Origin of the sequence: Aquimarina hainanensis (assembly GCF_042684685.1) — a bacterium.
In the GTDB taxonomy this organism is placed as follows: Bacteria; Bacteroidota; Bacteroidia; order Flavobacteriales; family Flavobacteriaceae; genus Aquimarina; species Aquimarina hainanensis.
Window position 1 is genome coordinate 534,953 of the sequence record NZ_JBHULX010000039.1, and the last position, 18,790, is coordinate 553,742.

The 18,790-nt window shown below is 33.7% G+C and carries 14 protein-coding genes; 7 read left to right on the forward strand and 7 right to left on the reverse strand.

Annotation, left to right across the window (positions count from 1 at the left end; translation table 11 throughout):
* The first annotated feature begins 95 nt into the window (after nt 1–95).
* On the forward strand, nt 96–2,819 hold the full coding sequence (locus ACFSTE_RS18335) for a fibronectin type III domain-containing protein (protein ID WP_378254923.1): 2,724 nt from the start codon (nt 96–98) through the stop codon (nt 2,817–2,819).
* Between the two features lie 371 nt (nt 2,820–3,190).
* On the opposite strand, the gene ACFSTE_RS18340 is transcribed toward ACFSTE_RS18335, so the two are convergent.
* From ACFSTE_RS18340 to ACFSTE_RS18355, 4 genes are all read right to left on the reverse strand, one after another.
* Nucleotides 3,191–3,841 (reverse strand): OmpW/AlkL family protein, encoded by a 651-nt coding sequence (locus tag ACFSTE_RS18340; protein ID WP_378254925.1) that lies wholly within the window; start codon nt 3,839–3,841, stop codon nt 3,191–3,193.
* Nucleotides 3,842–4,103: 262 nt separating this feature from the next.
* Entirely contained in the window at nt 4,104–4,400 is a 297-nt protein-coding gene (locus ACFSTE_RS18345) for a hypothetical protein (protein ID WP_378254927.1), read from the reverse strand.
* 4 nt (nt 4,401–4,404) lie between these two features.
* Complete coding sequence (locus tag ACFSTE_RS18350) at nt 4,405–4,989, reverse strand: sugar O-acetyltransferase (protein WP_378254929.1); 585 nt, start codon at nt 4,987–4,989, stop codon at nt 4,405–4,407.
* A 68-nt stretch (nt 4,990–5,057) separates the two neighbouring features.
* Complete coding sequence (locus ACFSTE_RS18355) at nt 5,058–5,627, reverse strand: Crp/Fnr family transcriptional regulator (RefSeq protein ID WP_378254931.1); 570 nt, start codon at nt 5,625–5,627, stop codon at nt 5,058–5,060.
* Nucleotides 5,628–6,175: 548 nt separating this feature from the next.
* Between ACFSTE_RS18355 and ACFSTE_RS18360 the strand changes: the two genes are divergently transcribed.
* Both ACFSTE_RS18360 and ACFSTE_RS18365 read left to right on the forward strand, forming a co-directional pair.
* Entirely contained in the window at nt 6,176–8,398 is a 2,223-nt protein-coding gene (locus tag ACFSTE_RS18360; protein ID WP_176030208.1) for a response regulator, read from the forward strand.
* Nucleotides 8,399–8,846: 448 nt separating this feature from the next.
* Nucleotides 8,847–9,554, forward strand: coding sequence for a T9SS type A sorting domain-containing protein (locus tag ACFSTE_RS18365; RefSeq protein ID WP_378254934.1), 708 nt, complete (start codon nt 8,847–8,849; stop codon nt 9,552–9,554).
* A 126-nt stretch (nt 9,555–9,680) separates the two neighbouring features.
* Here the strand turns inward: ACFSTE_RS18365 and ACFSTE_RS18370 are convergent, their stop codons facing one another.
* Nucleotides 9,681–10,391 (reverse strand): DUF2490 domain-containing protein, encoded by a 711-nt coding sequence (locus ACFSTE_RS18370; protein WP_378254936.1) that lies wholly within the window; start codon nt 10,389–10,391, stop codon nt 9,681–9,683.
* 904 nt (nt 10,392–11,295) lie between these two features.
* Between ACFSTE_RS18370 and ACFSTE_RS18375 the strand changes: the two genes are divergently transcribed.
* Genes ACFSTE_RS18375 through ACFSTE_RS18390 form a run of 4 tightly spaced genes read left to right on the forward strand, consistent with a single transcriptional unit; the run spans nt 11,296 to nt 16,399 of the window.
* A complete protein-coding gene (locus tag ACFSTE_RS18375; protein ID WP_176031155.1) occupies nt 11,296–11,970 on the forward strand; it encodes a TetR/AcrR family transcriptional regulator in 675 nt (224 codons plus the stop codon).
* A 3-nt stretch (nt 11,971–11,973) separates the two neighbouring features.
* On the forward strand, nt 11,974–13,635 hold the full coding sequence (locus ACFSTE_RS18380) for a peptidase domain-containing ABC transporter (RefSeq protein ID WP_176030205.1): 1,662 nt from the start codon (nt 11,974–11,976) through the stop codon (nt 13,633–13,635).
* 11 nt (nt 13,636–13,646) lie between these two features.
* Nucleotides 13,647–15,002, forward strand: coding sequence for an HlyD family secretion protein (locus tag ACFSTE_RS18385; RefSeq protein ID WP_378254938.1), 1,356 nt, complete (start codon nt 13,647–13,649; stop codon nt 15,000–15,002).
* A 2-nt stretch (nt 15,003–15,004) separates the two neighbouring features.
* Entirely contained in the window at nt 15,005–16,399 is a 1,395-nt protein-coding gene (locus ACFSTE_RS18390; RefSeq protein ID WP_176030203.1) for a TolC family protein, read from the forward strand.
* 34 nt (nt 16,400–16,433) lie between these two features.
* Here the strand turns inward: ACFSTE_RS18390 and ACFSTE_RS18395 are convergent, their stop codons facing one another.
* Together ACFSTE_RS18395 and ACFSTE_RS18400 are read right to left on the reverse strand one after the other, a co-directional pair.
* Nucleotides 16,434–17,570 (reverse strand): cysteine desulfurase family protein, encoded by a 1,137-nt coding sequence (locus ACFSTE_RS18395; RefSeq protein ID WP_378254940.1) that lies wholly within the window; start codon nt 17,568–17,570, stop codon nt 16,434–16,436.
* Nucleotides 17,571–17,577: 7 nt separating this feature from the next.
* Complete coding sequence (locus tag ACFSTE_RS18400) at nt 17,578–18,783, reverse strand: MFS transporter (RefSeq protein WP_254884035.1); 1,206 nt, start codon at nt 18,781–18,783, stop codon at nt 17,578–17,580.
* Nucleotides 18,784–18,790 lie beyond the last annotated feature (7 nt).

The following is an 18,790-nucleotide window of genomic DNA, read 5'->3' on the forward strand; positions in this document are numbered from 1 at the left end:
CACCCATTAGTAAGTATATGTTAAGTGAATCTCTATTTCTAAAAAACTAATTAGATAAATCACAAACTCATTTTAATTAAGCTTAACTATAAATTATGAAAAAAGTCGTATTTATTTTAGTCGTATTACTAGGACTACAAACGCAAGCTTCTAATGATAAGTATCGTTTATCATTGAGAGGCAATCCAGCCACTTCCATTGTTATAGGATGGAACCAGATTTCGGGTAGTAACCCTACAGTTTATTACGGGACTACAGACCACGGAACAAATTATGCTAATTACCCCAATTCCAAAACACCTGACCGAACTGTTTCATACAAAAGTATGAACAATAACTTTGCACGCTTAACAGGGCTACAACCTAATACTGCATATTATTTTGTCATCAGAGATAGCCAGGGAACCAGTGAACGTTTTTGGTTCAAAACGGCACCTTCTGATAACAGTCGATTATCTTTTATTGCCGGAGGGGATTCCAGAAATAACAGGACTCCAAGAAAAAATGCTAACAGGCTTGTTGCCAAACTAAAACCTCATGCTGTGCTCTTTGGAGGAGATATGACCAATAGAGACAGTAGCAGAGAGTGGGTTGAATGGTTTGATGATTGGCAATTAACCATTGCTAGTGATAAAAGGATGTTTCCTATTATAGCCACAAGAGGAAATCACGAAGGTAGCAACAATAGTGTTTACAATCTTTTTGATACGCCTTCATCCAGTGTCTATTATGCGATTACATTTGGTAATAACCTAATCAGAGCCTATACGCTCAATACTCAGATATCTATTTCTGGAAGTCAAACGACATGGTTAAAAGGGGACTTGAATGCAAACCCCAATGTAATTTGGAAAATGGCACAATACCATAAACCAATGCGACCTCATGTGGCAGGGAAATCAGAGGGAAATAGTCAATATAGCAATTGGGCAAAATTGTTTTATGACAAAAATGTAAAACTGGTAGTAGAATGTGACTCACATACTGTAAAAACTACCTGGCCAGTACGCCCTACTACGGCTTCTGGTAATGATGAAGGATTTGTTAGAGATGATCAAAAAGGTACAGTATACGTTGGTGAAGGTTGTTGGGGTGCCCCCTTAAGAACTAACAATGATAACAAGTCCTGGACACGAAGTTCTGCACGATTCAATCAGTTTAAATGGATTTTTGTCGATACCGAAAAAATAGAAACAAGAACTATAAAGGTAGACAACGCCTCTTCTGTTTCTTCGGTATCTAATGCCAATGTTTTCCAAATACCAGCCAACCTAGATATCTGGAATCCATCGACAGGAAGTGTTGTAACAATCACAAAAAGCACAACAGGAGGTGATACACAAGCACCTTCTACTCCCAGAAACTTAACTGTTTCATCAGTAACAGCTACTAGTGTCTCTCTTAGTTGGTCAGCCGCTACAGATAACGTAGGTGTCACTGGATATGACATATACAAAGGAAGTACAAAAGTAGCTACTGCTACTGGTACATCAACAACTGTAAGTGGTCTTACTGCTAACACCTCTTATCAGTTCAAGATAAAGGCAAAAGATGCAGCAGGAAATACTTCTGGGTATAGTAATACGGTGAATGCTACTACTTCTGATAGTGGAGGTTCTATTTATTGTGCCGCAAAAAGTAATAACACTTCTGATGAACATATAAGCAATGTCAAAGTAGGAACTGTATCCAAATCTTCTGGAGCAGGCACTGGGTATAGTGATCACACCGCTACTGTTTTTACTGCAAGAAAAGGAGCTTCTGTTTCTATAGAAATTACAGCGAGTTGGGCAGGAAGAAAATACAGTGAGGCATACGGAGTATGGATCGATTATAATCAGGATGGAGATTTCAAAGACTCTGGAGAAAAAGTATGGACTAAATCTGCCACTCAGACCTCTCCTGTAAGTGGTACCTTTACAATTCCTGCCACTGCTAAAACAGGTAAAACACGAGCTCGTGTTATTATGAGGTATAATACTGTTCCATCAGACTGTGGTACTTTTGATTACGGAGAAGTAGAAGACTATACTTTGAATATTAGCAGTAACGGATCTGGAGGAGATACTCAAGCTCCATCAGCTCCTACCGGATTAACTAGTACAAATGTTTCTTCATCTAGTGTTTCGCTAAACTGGAATGCTTCTACAGATAATGTTGGGGTAACTGGATATGATGTATATAACGGAAATTCAAAAGTTAGCAGTGTTAGCGGTACTTCTGCTATTGTTGGAAACCTTACAGCAAGTACTGCTTATCAATTCAAAGTAAAAGCAACTGATGCTGCTGGAAATGCCTCGGGCTATAGTAATACCGTATCCGTTACGACCTCAGGATCAGGAGGAGGTAATTGCAGTGGAATCCCGCAATATGTTGCAGGTACTGCTTATAGCAATGGAGAAATCGTACAAAATTCAGGAGATAAGTATGAATGTAAGGTATCTGGATGGTGTTCTTCCAGTGCCGCCTGGGCATATAGTCCTGGTAGCGGTCAATATTGGAGTCAAGCCTGGACTAAAATAGGAGCTTGTACAGCTGCTCGCACTAAGTCTGCATCTGTTTCTCTGGGTAAGAAAGGAGTATCTATCTATCCTAACCCATTCAAAAACAATTTTACAGTATACATATCTCAGAAACTTGATAAAGCACATATAACTATATACAACCTTCAGGGGAAATTAGTATATCGTAATGCACAACGAGTAGTTGCTAATCAGCTTACCATTCATACAGACCAAATGCGATCTGGAATTTATTTCTTAGAAATAAAGGATAGTAATGGTCTGATTAGAACAACCAAAAAGATACACAAAAAATAATGCTTTTAAACAACCCTTTTTTTGAGTTCCGACTTAGAAAAGTTTTCATAGAAGTCCATGGTATACCCCAAAACTTGCATACTAAGTAATGAAGCTTATTAATTAGGGTTGTTCTTCTTACAGCTAATATTATTTTACTGATAAAAATATACTGCATCGCAACAAACCCCTTAAGCAGTATACTAGAGATAAATGTTCCTCTCGATTATTAGGTAAACCACCTTGGTGAAAGTACGAGGCATTTACATTTCAATTATCGAGTAAAATCAAAAAAAGGCTTCTCAAAAGAGAAGCCTTTTTAACTAATATGCATTCGTATTATGAAATTCTACTATGTATAATCAGTAGATCGTCTTACTAGTGTCGACATATTAAAATTTATATCCCACTCCAAGACCAAACAACCAGGGATTAATATCAACATCTGCACCTACTGTTGCGCCAAGAGCAGAAGTTGCATCGACAGTTACATCTGTCTGTAAAAAGATTTTCTTTACATCTACATTCAGAAACCATTTATCGGTTAGATCGTAATCAATACCTGCTTGTAGTGCGAAACCAAAACTATTATCATAATCAACGTCATTGGCTACATCTCCTTCATCAACACCATAAAAAATAGTATAGTTAACCCCGGCACCTACATATGGCTTTACTACTAATTCTGTAAAATGGTATTGAAGGGTTAATGTCGGTGGTAATAACCATACATGTCCCAGGTCAATATCTCCTGGCGCAGTCGAAATAGCTTCTACATTATGTTTTGTAGTCCCCAATATTAATTCCGCAGCGATATTCTTTGTGAAAAAATAAGTAATATCCACTTCTGGAATAACCGAAGTAGAAATATCTACATTCCCTCCTATAGTTTCTATAGTTGCACTTTCATCGGGATTAACAACTACTCCTCTAACTCTAATCTGCCACTTACTATAATCCAATCCTTCTTTCTTATCTTCCTGAGAATATCCAGAAAAAACAAATGTAACAACCACCAATAAACTTACCAATACTTCCTTCATTGTGTATTATTTTTTAAATTAATTTTTGACCAAATTATTATCATAATCCTTGTTATTTTATGACAAATATCATGACTACGCCTCTGCCCTAAATGGTAATATGAAGGAATGAAAATGAAAGTATTTAGAAATACTTGTAAATCAACAATAAACGACCTTTTTATCTTAAATAAATAAGTTTATATTAAAATTCATAATGTTATGTTAAATTAATCTTTAACTTAATAACTAAGCTACATTATAAAACGTGGATATAGTATTCTTACACACTTTTTGCTCTTTTGCTTTTTCTTAGAACAATCATGCATAACACCAATTGCAATACTAGTGCCAATCCATTAGTAATCCAAAGGGCTTCTGCTTTAAACCGGACTCCATATAAAGCCCAAAAACCATAAACGAATACCCAACCTATTACGTAGCCAGCTGATAAGCTACTTTTTTCTTTCGATTTATATTCTTTAGAAATCTGTATTGCGGTGATAATCGAAACAGAAAAACCAACTATTAACCCCATTACTTCAAACGCAGAAGCGGGAATTTCATAAAACACATTCATTCATTTATACTTTTTTAACTATTCTACAAGGATTTCCTACAGCTATAGTGTTATCAGGGATATTTTTGGTCACCACTGAACCTGCTCCTATAGTAACATTATTTCCAATGGTCACCCCTGGTAAAATAGTACTATTCCCTCCTATCCAGACATTATCCCCTATTGTTACCGGTTTGCCATAAGTAGTAAATGTAGCTTGATCTTTCGTTGGGTTCTTTACTAACCTTTCATCAGGATTCACTGGATGTGTTGCCGTGTAAATCTGAACCGCCGGGGCTATCAAAACATTTTTTCCGATGGTTATTTTATTAACATCTAATAAAACACAATTCATATTTATTAATGAATTTTCTCCTAAGCTGATATTTTCTCCATAATCACAGAAAAAAGGAGATTCTACCCATACTCCTTCTGAGATGTTTCCTAATAAGTCTGATAAGATTGCTTTTCGGGTTTCCAGATCTCTAGAATCAAGAGTGTTAAGTTTTGATAATAGTTTTCTCGCTTTATGATGCATTTCTAACAATTCCGGATCCCTGGAATTATATATCTTTCCTGCCAACATTTTTTGTTTTTCCGTAGTACTCATTACTTACTCATATATAATATTACAACGGCAAAAATAGAAGCTATTCTTTACATTTTATTTTACCTATGTTAAAAAGTACGGTGGGATCTCAATCTACTTAATGTAACTTGAGTTACGCCTAAAAAGGAAGCTATATACCCTAATTTTATTCGCTGAAAAATATCTGATTTTTCCGCTACAAAATGATCATAACGTTCCTTAGCGGATTGCGTAGCCAATGCGATATGACGTAATTCCAAATCTAAGAAAGCCTTTTGGTGGATTACACGAGACCAATTAGCGATTTCTATATTAGTATGATACAATTCATTTAGCTCCTGTACAGGAATTGCATAAATAATAGAATCTTCTAATAAGTCTACATACTCAAAACCTGGTCTGTTTTCATAACAACTGAGCATCGAAAAAGCAAGTTCCCCTTCTTTACTAAACCAGGTAGTTGTTTCTTCTCCATCAAGAATAATAAATGAACGAGTAAGTCCTTTTTCTATAAAATAATAGTTTTTATCTAACGTCCCTCCCTCAATTAAAAGATGTTTCTTGGGAAGTTCTAATTTAGTCATCTTGCTCGTCAACAATTCAATAGAAGAGGAACTTACCGGGTAGGCTGTTTTATTACTGTGTATAATGGTATTCAATGGGAAAATATAATATTTAAAATAAGAATTAAATCTAGTGTAGCTATTATCTTTTTAAAATGAATTATTTTTATTAAAAAAAGTTAAAACAAGAAAACAAAATGCATCATTTAACATATTTTAACAACTATATTATTGATTTTTAATGATTTATTTGCAAAAAATAAATTTTTTAGTTTCCTTTGAACAAACATTAATCATTTTTAATTGTTTTAATAGCTAAACGAAGAGAGAATAACACTAATCATTTTCATAGTAGACTTCTCTCTTTTTTATTTTACATTTTTCTAGCCAGTCAATATTAGTTACAATTAACTTCACCACACTACTTTTAAAGATATTTTTAACATCTATCACCTCAAATAGTGTAACTATCTTATCCGTAAATATTACTTTTTAATCATAAAAGTGTGTACGAAAACGTTTTCGCGTTGTAGAAAAACTTCATATTCAAAATATTTTTTCAAAAAAATTGAACTTCAACACATTAAAACTTTGAGATCTTCACTTTTTTTCTACTTTAGCTCCCATATTACACCCATAACAATATGAATATAATACCCACCAAGTATCTTATTACCTTATTCTTGCTTATTACCATAAACATGCAAGGATTCCAAAATAAAGATCCTTTAACTCAAGAACAATTAACTACGGCTTTAGACTCTGTTGAGTATTGGATAGAAAATGATTATATCACCAGAGCATTAAAAGAAATTGACAAAGTAGAAAGTGCTGCTGTACTTAGCAGAAATCAGCATTTTATAGCCAGAGCATACCGATTGAGAAGTGCTGTAGCTCTTTATGTAAACGACTATAAAACCTTTAAATCATATTTGGATAAAGCTTCTGATTGGCAGGACACAGTTCAGGATCCTTATGGAGAGGTTTTTGTCAATAACCTTAAAGGGCTTTATTACAAAAAAGTAACAAAGGATCTTGACCAAGCCATTGTATACTTTAATAAAGCAGTAGAAGCGGGAAATAAACCAGCATATGAAGAACAAATAATTGATATCTATTTTAACTTAACCTCTATACTATACAGCAAGAAGGAATGGGATGCCTGCTATAAGATGTCTCAAAAAGCGATACGGTTAGCCGAAAAATACACCAAAAACAGTCGGCTGGTTCGCCTCTATTACTATTGTGGAGTAGCTTGCGCCAATACAGACAGATTTGATGAAGCATTAGACTATTATAAGAAAGGAGAGCAAATAGCACTTCAGGAAATAGATACAGCAAAAACAGTAAATAAAACCAATTATGTAATTTATCTATCTGGTTTAGCAAATTTATACGATCGTAAAAAGGATTATAAAGTAGCTAATCAGTTTTATCAAAAGTACTTTGTAGAATTAGCACATCAGAATAATGCTTTTCTCGAAAAGTATAGCAATATGATGAAATCGTATAAAAATCTACAATTACGAGAAAAAGAAAGCGAAAAAATGTTGGTAGAATATCAATACCAGCAAACGCAACTAAAACTCAATAAATATCTGATATTTTTGGGGATTGGGATTATTATTGCCCTGATCTTTGTCATCTTACTTCAATACACCAACTCTAAGCTAAAAACAGAGAATAATAAGCTTCTCAAACAAAAAAATGCGGAACTACAGCTAGCAAAAGAGAAAGTAGAAGATGCTTACGCTAAAAAAACATTGTTTGTCAACAATATCACACATGAATTAAGAACCCCTCTTCATGCGATAACAGGTATTGCTCACTTACTGGAGCAAGAAAACACAAATAGAGAACAACATAAGAGACACTTGAAGATATTACAGTTTTCTGGTAAATATTTGCTTCGTTTTGTAAACGATATTATAGATATCAATACTACAGAAACTTCTGAAAAAACCACCTTAAAAAAAGTAGATATTGATGTAAATAAATTCATCAATACAATTAGAGAATCTATCAGTTATTTTATTACAGGAGAATACAATAACAGCTTTGATTTTGTCATTGATAAAGCACTTCCCAAAACGATTATTAGCGATCCCGATTCTTTAGCTAGAGTAATTATTTCCTTATTATCTCACGTCGCAAAAAACACTGAAAATGGAAACATATTGTTAGCCATCAAAAGTCTCGATACCGATACTTCTGATTGCAGAATCCTGTTTAGTACTAACTGTAAAAACTTATACCTTCCTGAAGAGAGAATTCAGGAATTAAAAAAATCTTTTACAGAAGGGAATTCTGCCATTTTTACTGCATTGTCAGATAAGCATAACCATTCTGCAGTTGAATTAGTAATGGCTAATAAATTATTGTTACAATTCGACAGTTCTCTAGATTTATCTTCGGATAAGGAAAATGGAAGTACTTTCTCTTTTATTGTAGATTTTGCATCGCCTGATAAAAAAATAAAAAAGAAAGAGGAAGTCATTGTTAATAAAGATGGAGTTAAAATTCTAATTGTAGAAGATAATCGTATCAATCAATTAATAACCTGTAAAATAATTAACAATTTTGGGTATTATTGCGAGGTGGTTTCTAATGGATATGAAGCACTCGAAAAAACAGAACAAGAATCATACGATCTAATTTTAATGGATATTATGATGGATGGGATCGATGGTTTTGAGACGACCCGTAGAATCAGAAAAAAAGGAATTAATACCCCTATCATTGCACTAACGGCAATCTCCAAGGAAGAAAACAAACACTTCTTTGAGGAAGTAGGAATTAATACTGTAATTAATAAACCTTTTGAACCTTCTATGCTCCGTATCCAAATAGAAAACTCATTGACCTAAATTTATCACTGTATTCAGAAAAAAATGCACTATTTTAATATCTAATATTACTCAACCATCCCCGTTGAAGGTATCATTTCTATATCATTAATCATAAAAGCAGTTATTTCTTATAATAATGGTATAGAGATGGTACACCTAAGTATGATTTTCTACTTCTTTTTGAAGAACAACAGAAGGAATAATGTATCCGTATAAAAAGGATTGAAATCAGGAAACAACACTAAGTTTACTTTCAGCATCATTTACCCCTAGAAATAAAGAGATTTCTACTTACTAAGTATATCTCCAAAAACAGGATGTTTACACTGCTTTTTTGTATCACTAAAAGAACTCCTTAAGGGGATTACCATTTAATTTTCAATTAATTACCATATCGTTTTCTTTGATATAATTATTACATTAATCATAGCAAACTAATAAACTCACTTTTAAAACCATACATATTATGAATTCTTTAAAACCCATTATCATTTTATTATGCATTCTTGCATTTATACCATCAAATGCTCAAGTACATATCGGTCAGGGGGTCACCTCTCCTAATGACTGGGTAGATTACACCTCTTTAGGGATTTACGTAGATGTAAATACCAGTGCTTGCAAATTCAAAACAACTCCTCACTACCTGGTTACCATTGAATCTATTACTAATTCAGGCTATCATTGGTACACAGGTGGAGTTCCTGCTATTTATAATCCTACTCCTACTGGTTTTAGAGTATATCTGAGATGGATAGACCACCCAAGTGATTTACCTTCAATAGGAGGACTAGGATTCCCCAATCCACTAAGAGCAGATGCTGCAAAAAACAGAGGATGGGTAATTCGGTGGACAGGAATAGAGCAACGAGATTGCGCTCCTGGATCCTTACCCTCACGTACTATCGAAACTTCTGGTAATGCTTTTGGAAAAACAACTACTAAACAGCTTGATCAACCAGAAATCAAAGTTAGTCCGAATCCTTCTAAGAATAGCATAGAAATTATGGTATCAGATATGACATTAGAAAAAATAGAAATATATAATCACAATGGGCTTCTTCTTTTAACTTCTTCAATAAAAACAATAGATATTAGCCAACTTCCCGAAGGGAATTATATAGCAAAAATATACACAGAAACAGGAAGCTATAGCAAACAATTTATAAAATAAATGTGATCCCCTTGATAAGGTTCACTAGTCATATTTTGAAAAAGAGAAGTGGTTATTTACTGAGTCCGTTACACCTGTTTTTAGGTGGTGGACTCAGTTTATTATATCGATCTTAAAAAAGTAAACTTACTTAATGCGGTACTTAAAAGTTGTTTGCAAAATATGATTACTGCGGTGATTTGAATTACCGATAGGTCCATGGTCATTCATATACCCTATCCCTAAACTTCCTCCTTTAATAAGTGGATATGATAATCCTACGTAGAACCAATTCTGATTCAATGACCTTGGAACAATTCCCTTTTCTGTAAGTAACCATACTTCATCAAAAACGGCAAGCTTAAGCTTTTTATCTTCTGTAACAGTCACTAAAGGAATTGTCCAGCTCAATCGGTATCGAAATCTATTAGAAAACTCTGTATCACCGATAGAAAAACCCCCAGTATTATCTTGCAAAACAGTTTCTATAAAACGATGTTCCATACGAAATCTGTGTTTTACTGAAGACTTTCCATATACACTAGACAAAACCACTTCTTCCCAAACATTATTCTCCTGGAAATCTATTGTTTCCCTGTAATTTTTAATATAGGAATATCCTCCTCCAATTTTCACTCCTTTGGTTACTTTATAATGTATAGACGGACGAGCGATAAACTGCTGCCAATCAGAAAAAAAGTTTGTTCTCCGAAAATGAAGCTCATTTTCTACATAGAATTTAGGACTGATCATATAATCTACAATTAGAGAATTCCAGGCACTGTAACTTTTAATATCTTCTTGTGCAAATGAAATTAAAGGAACGAGTACTAAAACGTACTTAAAAATAGATTTCATAAAAGTGGTGTTTTGTGATATATTTAGTCTACTAAGATTAAAAAATAGTTTGGAATTAAGCCCTTCAAATGAAAAAACTTTCAATTATCGGATACTCTCCTTCCCCTACTGAATATCAATAGTATTAACATTTCAAATTTACTAGTATTTATTGTTTTCGAAATATTTTTCAAATGTATTTTTTTTTAAACATAGTAATAGTAAATGGACTATTTATATCTAGAGTATTACATAAGTTTTATAATATTTTGTGTTTTATTTAAGAAAAAACACGCACTTTCTCTGTAATATTACAACAACAATGTTTGTATACGATTGCAATAATGAAAAATCATTATAATAGTTAATCACAGATAAAAAAACATCATCAATCATAATAATAAACCAATTCGATTGTAATATCTGAAAAATGCAGATTCATAGTTCTATATGAAAGTACTAAGTATATCATATTACAATTAATCATTATGTAAATTTCATGGGGAAGAAACTACATTATCAAAAAAAAGGAACATCAAATATGTATTCACAATGGCAGGTGTTCGATTATATTCAATACACACATTTTGGAAAAAAATAACTAGTAAGGTTTCTGGTTTTCTTATACTAAGAACCATCTATTGCTAACATCGCCAATCAACGTGTTATAAGTCAATGATTTGCCTAACAGTTGGAAAAAATCAAACGATAGAATCCATTTTTATTACACAATTAACAACCAATCAAACCTCGTAATTAGGATTCGTTACGAGGTTTACACCCAGTCAACAAGTTAAAAACCAATACATTAAAACATTTACAATGTTGTGCAAAAAATAAAACTAATAGTATTTAAGTATAATTTAACATGGATATTTTCTATATTAATAGTAATACTATTAGTTTTGCCACAAATTATATTATTATGGATCAATTACTTTCTAATTTAAAGATTAGTATCGCCGATAAAATATATAGTAAAGACCCTGAATCTTCCGATTTAGGGAAAAGAATTATTGAGCACAGCATTCTTTTAATTGATGAAATTGGCTTTGATAATTTTACTTTCAAAAAGCTCGGAACCAAAATAGGATCGAATGAAAGTTCTATTTATAGATATTTCGATAATAAACATAAGTTATTACTATATCTTACATCTTGGTATTGGGGATGGATTGAGTATCACCTGGTATTTGCGACACACAGTATTACAGATCCTATTGAAAAGCTAAAAAAGGCTATAGAAATTGTTACCAAAACAACCCGGCAAGATTCATCATTTACACATGTTAACGAGGTGATTCTAAACAAAATAGTCATTAATGAATATTCTAAATCATACCTAACCAAAGAAGTTGATGAGGAAAATAAAGAAGGGTATTTCGTCATATACAAAAGACTTGTTACCCGAATAAAAGACATGATCACCGCTGTAAACCCAGCGTATGAGTTTTCTTCCAGTCTTGCCAGTACTATTATAGAAGGAGCCTTACATCAACATTTTTTAAAGGAGCATTTCGCGTCACTTACAGATTGTTCTGATAAAGTATCCCCAACTATTTTTTTTACAAACCTTGCTTTAAAAACATTAGAAAAATAACGAATGAATAAAAAAATAATGACTGCGTGGCAACGCTTAATAGGCTTAATGAAGTTAGAAAAAAAAGATATCATTCAGATATTTTATTATGCAGTATTTTCCGGGCTGGTGAGTTTATCCCTTCCTTTGGGAATTCAAGCTATTATTAACCTGATGCAGGGAGCACAAATAAGTACTTCCTGGATCGTTTTAGTCGCTTTGGTTACTATTGGAGTGGCATTTGCAGGAGCTCTGCAATTAATGCAAATGCGAATTATTGAAACCATACAACAACGTATTTTTACCAGAGCATCTTTTGAGTTTGCATATCGCTTTCCTAAAATAAAAATGAGTGAACTCCGCAACTATTATCCTCCGGAGTTAGCAAACCGATTCTTTGATACACTAACTGTACAAAAGGGGTTTACCAAAATACTAATAGATGTTCCTACGACCATCTTACAGATTACTTTTGGTCTTATATTACTATCCTTCTATCATACTTTTTTCATTATTTATGGAATATCACTCCTCTTTTTGGTATATATTGTATTTAAACTTACAGCTCAAAGAGGATTAGAAACAAGCCTAAAAGAATCTAAAAACAAATATAAAGTCGCACATTGGATCCAGGAAATAGCCAGAACTGTTATTAGTTTTAAATCCTCTGGAAAAACCAATTTGGCGATTACCAAAAATGATAGCTTAGTCAGTGATTATTTAAAAGCCAGAGAAAGCCATTTCAAAATATTGATGATTCAATTTATACAAATGGTTGGTTTTAAAGTATTAGTTACTGCCGGATTACTAATTGTCGGAGGTATTCTGGTGCTTAATCAGGAAATGAATATCGGACAGTTTGTTGCTGCTGAGATTATAATACTATTAATCATCAGTTCTGTAGAGAAACTTATTTTAGGGCTTGAATCCTTTTATGATGTACTAACCTCTCTGGAAAAAATCGGTCAGGTAGTAGATAAAGAATTAGAGAACCAAGAAGGGGTAAAACCAACCTTTACTGCTGCGGATTTCTCTGTAGAATTAGATAGTGTATCTTATTTGGTTCCTGATAAAGAGGAACATATTTTACAGAATATAAACTTAAAAATAAACACTAAAAGTAGAATTCTTATTCAGGGAGAAAGTGGTTCCGGAAAATCGAGCTTACTCCGGGTAATTGCAGGAATTATTGAACCTACAAAAGGTAAAATGTATGTAAACAGTTTGTCTTTGAATGGAATAAGTCTTAATTATTACAGAGGAAACCTGGGATTATCACTATCTGAAGAAACTCCATTTGAAGGGAGTATTCTGGAAAACATCACTTTTGGAGATCCTTCAATCACAGAAGAAACCGTTCTATGGACGTTAGAAAAAACCGGACTTATTGATTTTGTAAAAGAGCAACCCAAAGGATTACATACAATTTTATATCCAGAAGGAAAACAAATGTCTAACACCGTCGCAAAGAAAATTGTATTAGCCAGAGCAATTGCTCAAAAACCAAAATTGATCATCTTGGAAGATCCTTTTGATCAGTTTGACGCAGAAGAAGCCAATAGATTAATCACCTTTTTGATAGATAAGAAAAACCCTTGGGGATTAGTCATTGTTAGTAAAAATCGACTATGGAATTCTTGCTGCTCTACATTGGTAACTTTAAAAAGTGGAAAAATAACCGGATAATTTAGTTCATCATGCTTAATATTTCTAATAACAAAATACATAACGATATTGATTTATCGGTATACAAATCCGGTAAAAAAGTATTTCACAAAAGATATTATAAGACCTTTAATCGATTTTTAATTGCTTTTTCGGTTATACTACTGATCACTTTATTTATGCCCTGGACGCAAAATATTAGTGGAAAAGGGTACCTTACTACTCTAAAACCTGATCAAAGACCACAAACGATTCAATCGGTAATTCCTGGTAGAATAGAAAAATGGTATGTAAAAGAAGGTGACCATGTAAAAAAAGGAGATACCATCCTATTTATCTCAGAGATAAAAAGTGAATATTTCGATCCGAATCTGATGCAACGAACAGGCCAGCAGATTAAGGCAAAATCATTATCGGTAGACTCTTATAAAGGAAAAGTAGATGCGCTGGAACGTCAGATTTCCGCGCTGATTAGTGCTCGGACATTAAAACTAAAACAGAGTAGAAATAAGCTGCAACAAAGCATTCTAAAATCCAAAAGTGACAGTATTAATCTCGAAGCAGCAAAAACCAATATTACAATTGCTCAACGCCAGTTTGATCGTACCGTTTCCCTGGAAAAAGAAGGTCTTAAAGCCTTAAAAGATGTAGAAGCCAAGCGATTAAAACTACAAGAAACAGAAGCTAAATTGGTAAGTGTGGAAAACAAATACCTGGCAAGTAAAAATGAAGTTATAAACGCACAATTAGAAATAAACAGAATACAAGCAGAATATACCGATAAGATTTCTAAAGCCCAAAGCAATCGTTTTACAGCGCAATCTAGTCAGTTAGATACAGAAGCACAGGTGTCTAAACTGGAAAACTCTTTTAGTAATTACGAAATCAGGAATACTATGCAATATGTAACTGCCCCGTTTGATGGGTTTATTAATAAGGCATTACGGGCAGGTATAGGAGAAACCTTTAAAGCAGGAGAAAAACTCCTCAGTATTATGCCACAACAATATGAACTGGCTGTAGAAACTTATGTAGAACCTATTGATCTACCACTCATTCACTTAGGAGAAAAAGTACGGATACAATTTGATGGGTGGCCAGCCATCATATTTAGCGGTTGGCCTAATGTATCTTATGGTACCTACGGAGGAACCGTAGTCGCTATCGAAAATTTTATTAGTGCCAATGGAAAATACAGAATTCTCTTATCTCCGGATAAAGATGATCACCAATGGCCAGAGGCATTACGAGTAGGATCAGGAGCCAAAACAATTGCACTGTTAGAAGATGTTCCCATCTGGTTCGAAGTATGGAGGAAAATTAACAGCTTCCCTCCTAACTTCTATCAACCAACATCACAAAAAGAAGCCGATAAAAAGAAGAAGTAAGAATGAGAATTAGTATACTACTTATTATTAGCATGCTCAGCAGTAGCCTGACTGCTCAGAAAGATCATATTCTCACTTTTAGAGAGTATCTGGGCTACATTATAAAGTACCACCCCGTTGTAAAGCAAGCAGACTTAAAACTAGATATAGGGCAAGCTAAACTAATGAAAGCAAGAGGGGCTTTTGATCCAAAACTGGAAGTTGATTATAAAAGAAAGCGGTTCAAAGAAAAAACCTATTACGATAAATTAAATGCAACCTTCAAAATCCCTACCTGGTATGGAATTGAATTAAAAGCAAATTTTGAGGAAAATGATGGAATATATTTAAATCCGGAAGCAACTGTGCCTACTGATGGATTATATAATGCCGGAATCTCCTTCTCATTGGCGCAAGGGCTATTGATCAATGAACGAATGGCTTCATTAAAAAAAGCAAAATTCTTCAAGAAACAAGCAAAAGCCGATAGAGACCTTCTTGTCAATCAAATCATATTTGATGCCGCTGTAGCGTACTTTGACTGGTTAAAAACCTACAATGAAATGCTTATATACAAGCAATATGTAGACAATGCAACATTGCGTTTTAAAGGAATCAAAAAAAGTGCTGAATTAGGAGAAAAGGCTACAATAGATACAGTAGAAGCAGGAATAACTGTACAAAACAGAACATTAAGCCTGGAGCAAGCCAGAGTAAAATGGAACAAATACAGTCTAAATCTAGCTACCTATTTATGGATTAATGATAACATTCCATTAGAATTACAAGAGGAAATCATTCCTGATATCAATACCGGAGAACAATTAGATATCACCTTTAATACCTTATCAACTCCAGATACAATTGATGTAGCAAATCATCCCAAAGTCAAATCTTTAGAATACAAATACAAAAGCTTGATTATTGACAAGCGTTTAAAGACTAATAAATTATTACCAAAAATAGATCTGGAATATAATTTCTTATCCGAAACACCTGATCAATTCGCTTCCTTTAATACTGTTAATTATAAAAGTGGGATAAAAATTCGTTTTCCGTTATTTCTCAGAAAAGAACGAGCTGATCTCAAACTCGCAAAAGCTAAATTACAGGATACCAAACTGAAAATGAATCTTACCTCTCTAAAAATAAAGAATAAAATCGCTGCGATCCGACAGGAATTAAACTCTTTCGTACTTCAAAATGAATTAATTGATAAGGTTGTTGATGATTATACCATATTGCTAAAAGCAGAAGAGCGAAAATTCTCTTTAGGTGAAAGCTCTCTCTTCCTTATAAACTCCAGAGAGAAAAGTTTAATTAGTGCCAAACTAAAGGCTAATAAAATGGAAAATAAATATTTCACTACCAAAGCCACACTATTTAATAGCATGGCTGGTAATGTTACACTTCAATAAAAAATTAAGAAACTAGTACTAATGAAGTAGGTTTTTAAGCATGAATTTCTGCGGCTAAGATCTTAGCCGCTCTTTCTACTTCTTCTTTCGTAGTATATTTTCCTACTGAGAACCGGAATGTTCCTTTGGCATATGACATATCGGGTAAAACTGCTTTTAAAATTTCAGAATCTATTGTTTTTCCACTGTGACAAGCAGAGCCCACTGAAAGCCCTATGACCTCCTTACACCGTTCTAATAATTTTCGGGCATCTACATTCCGAAAACTTATATTCAATGTATTGGGGAGTGTATTAATAGCTGTTCCGTTAACAACAAAGTTTAATTGCTCTTTTAACAAAGCTGTTTTTAGATGGCTTTTTATATCCGATAGGTATTGTTGATTATATTCCAATTGTTTCATCGCCAATTCACTTGCTTTCCCTAATCCAACAATATAGGGTACATTTTCAGTACCAGGACGAATCCCAAATTCATGTCCGGCTCCAAACATAATTTTTTTTAGATGAATTCCCTTTCGTACATATAAAGCTCCTACTCCTTTTGGAGCATACATCTTATGCCCGGCTACTGAAAGTAAATCAATGTGCATCTTTTCTACATCTACCGGTATTTTTCCAAGGCTTTGCGCCGCATCTGTATGAAAAACTACATGATTTCTTTGGGCTATTTCTCCTATCTGCCGAATTGGTTGTATCGCTCCGGTTTCGTTATTCGCATGCATAATACTAATAAGAATTGTTGTTGGTTTAATAGCTTTTTCTAGCATGTGTATATCAATAATTCCTTTAGTATCTACCGGTAGATAAGTCACTTCAAAACCAGTTTTTTCTAAAGATTTACATACTTCTAATACAGCAGGGTGCTCAATAGAAGATGTAATAATATGGTTGCCCTGGCTTCTATAAAAATGTGCTGCTCCAATAATTGCATAGTTATTCGCTTCTGTTCCTCCGCTGGTGAACACAATTTCTTCTGCGGTAGCATGCAATAAATCAGCCACTTGTTTCCTTGCTGTATCTACAGCTATTTTAGCTATTCTACCTAACGAATGTGCACTGGAAGGGTTCCCATAACGCTCTAACAAATACGGCATCATCGCCTCAACTACTTCCGGATCATGAGGAGTAGATGCATTATAATCCAGATAAATAAAATCTTCTTTTTTCATTCGCTATTTATGTCATTCTTATTTTTAATAGTATTCCTGATAATACAGTAAGTCCTCCTATAAATAGAAGAGTACTATCCATTTCAAAAAAATAGGTCAAAGCGATGGTTAATAAAGCTCCAAAAGCATAACCTAAATCCCTCCATAATCGGAAAACACCTATACTCTGAGCCCGTTGTACTGGATTTGTAAAACTTGCCAAAGCCGATAAAAAGGTTGGATATACAATTGCCGTACCTACTCCTAATACAAATGCCAGAAAATAAAACTGAAACAAAGTAGTCGCCCAAAACATACCCAATAAAGAAATCCCTTGTAAGATCATCCCGGCAAACAACATCTTCTTTTTATTATATATATCTGATAATTTTCCTGTAAGCAATTGTCCTATTCCCCATACTGCTGGATAAATAGCAACAATAACTGCGATCTCTTTTATATGAAACCCTTTATTAGCTAATATCACAGGTAATATTCCCCAAACCATTCCATCATTGAGGTTATTGACAAATCCAGCCTGAGTGATCGATCCTAAGTTCTTGTTTTGCCATGTGGTTTCCCATACGATATTATTCAATAAAGGGACATCGCTATGAACCGCTTCTTTATGTACATGAGAAACTGTATCCTTAATAAATAAAACACTCAATATCAACCCTAGAATGACAAAGAAAACACCTTGATAAAATGGATAAGGTCGAACTCCATATTCCGCAGCGATCCAACCTGTTGTAAATGCTACAATTGCAATAGAAAAATAACCAAAAGACTCATTTAATCCCATCGCCAACCCCCTATCTTTTTCTCCTACTAAATCTATCTTCATAACTACAGTACTTGACCAGGTAAGTCCTTGATTAACTCCTAACAACACATTCGCAAATACAATCCAGTTCCAATGACTTGCTACCATAAGGATATAGGGAATAGGAATTGCTATCAACCAACCAATAATCAATAAATTCTTTCTCCCAAGTTTATTTGCCAAAGCACCTGTAAAATAATTTGTAATTGCTTTGGTAATCCCGAAAACAATAATAAATGATAGAATTGCAGTAGTAGAAACAAGACCAAAATCTTCCTTTGCCAATTGAGGCAAAATTGTCCTTTCCAGTCCAACCATTCCTCCTACAAAAGCATTCACCACTAATAACAAAGTAAATTGTTTCCAGTTTTCCTTTAATCCCAAACGTACATTCGTATCTTTCATCATTATATTG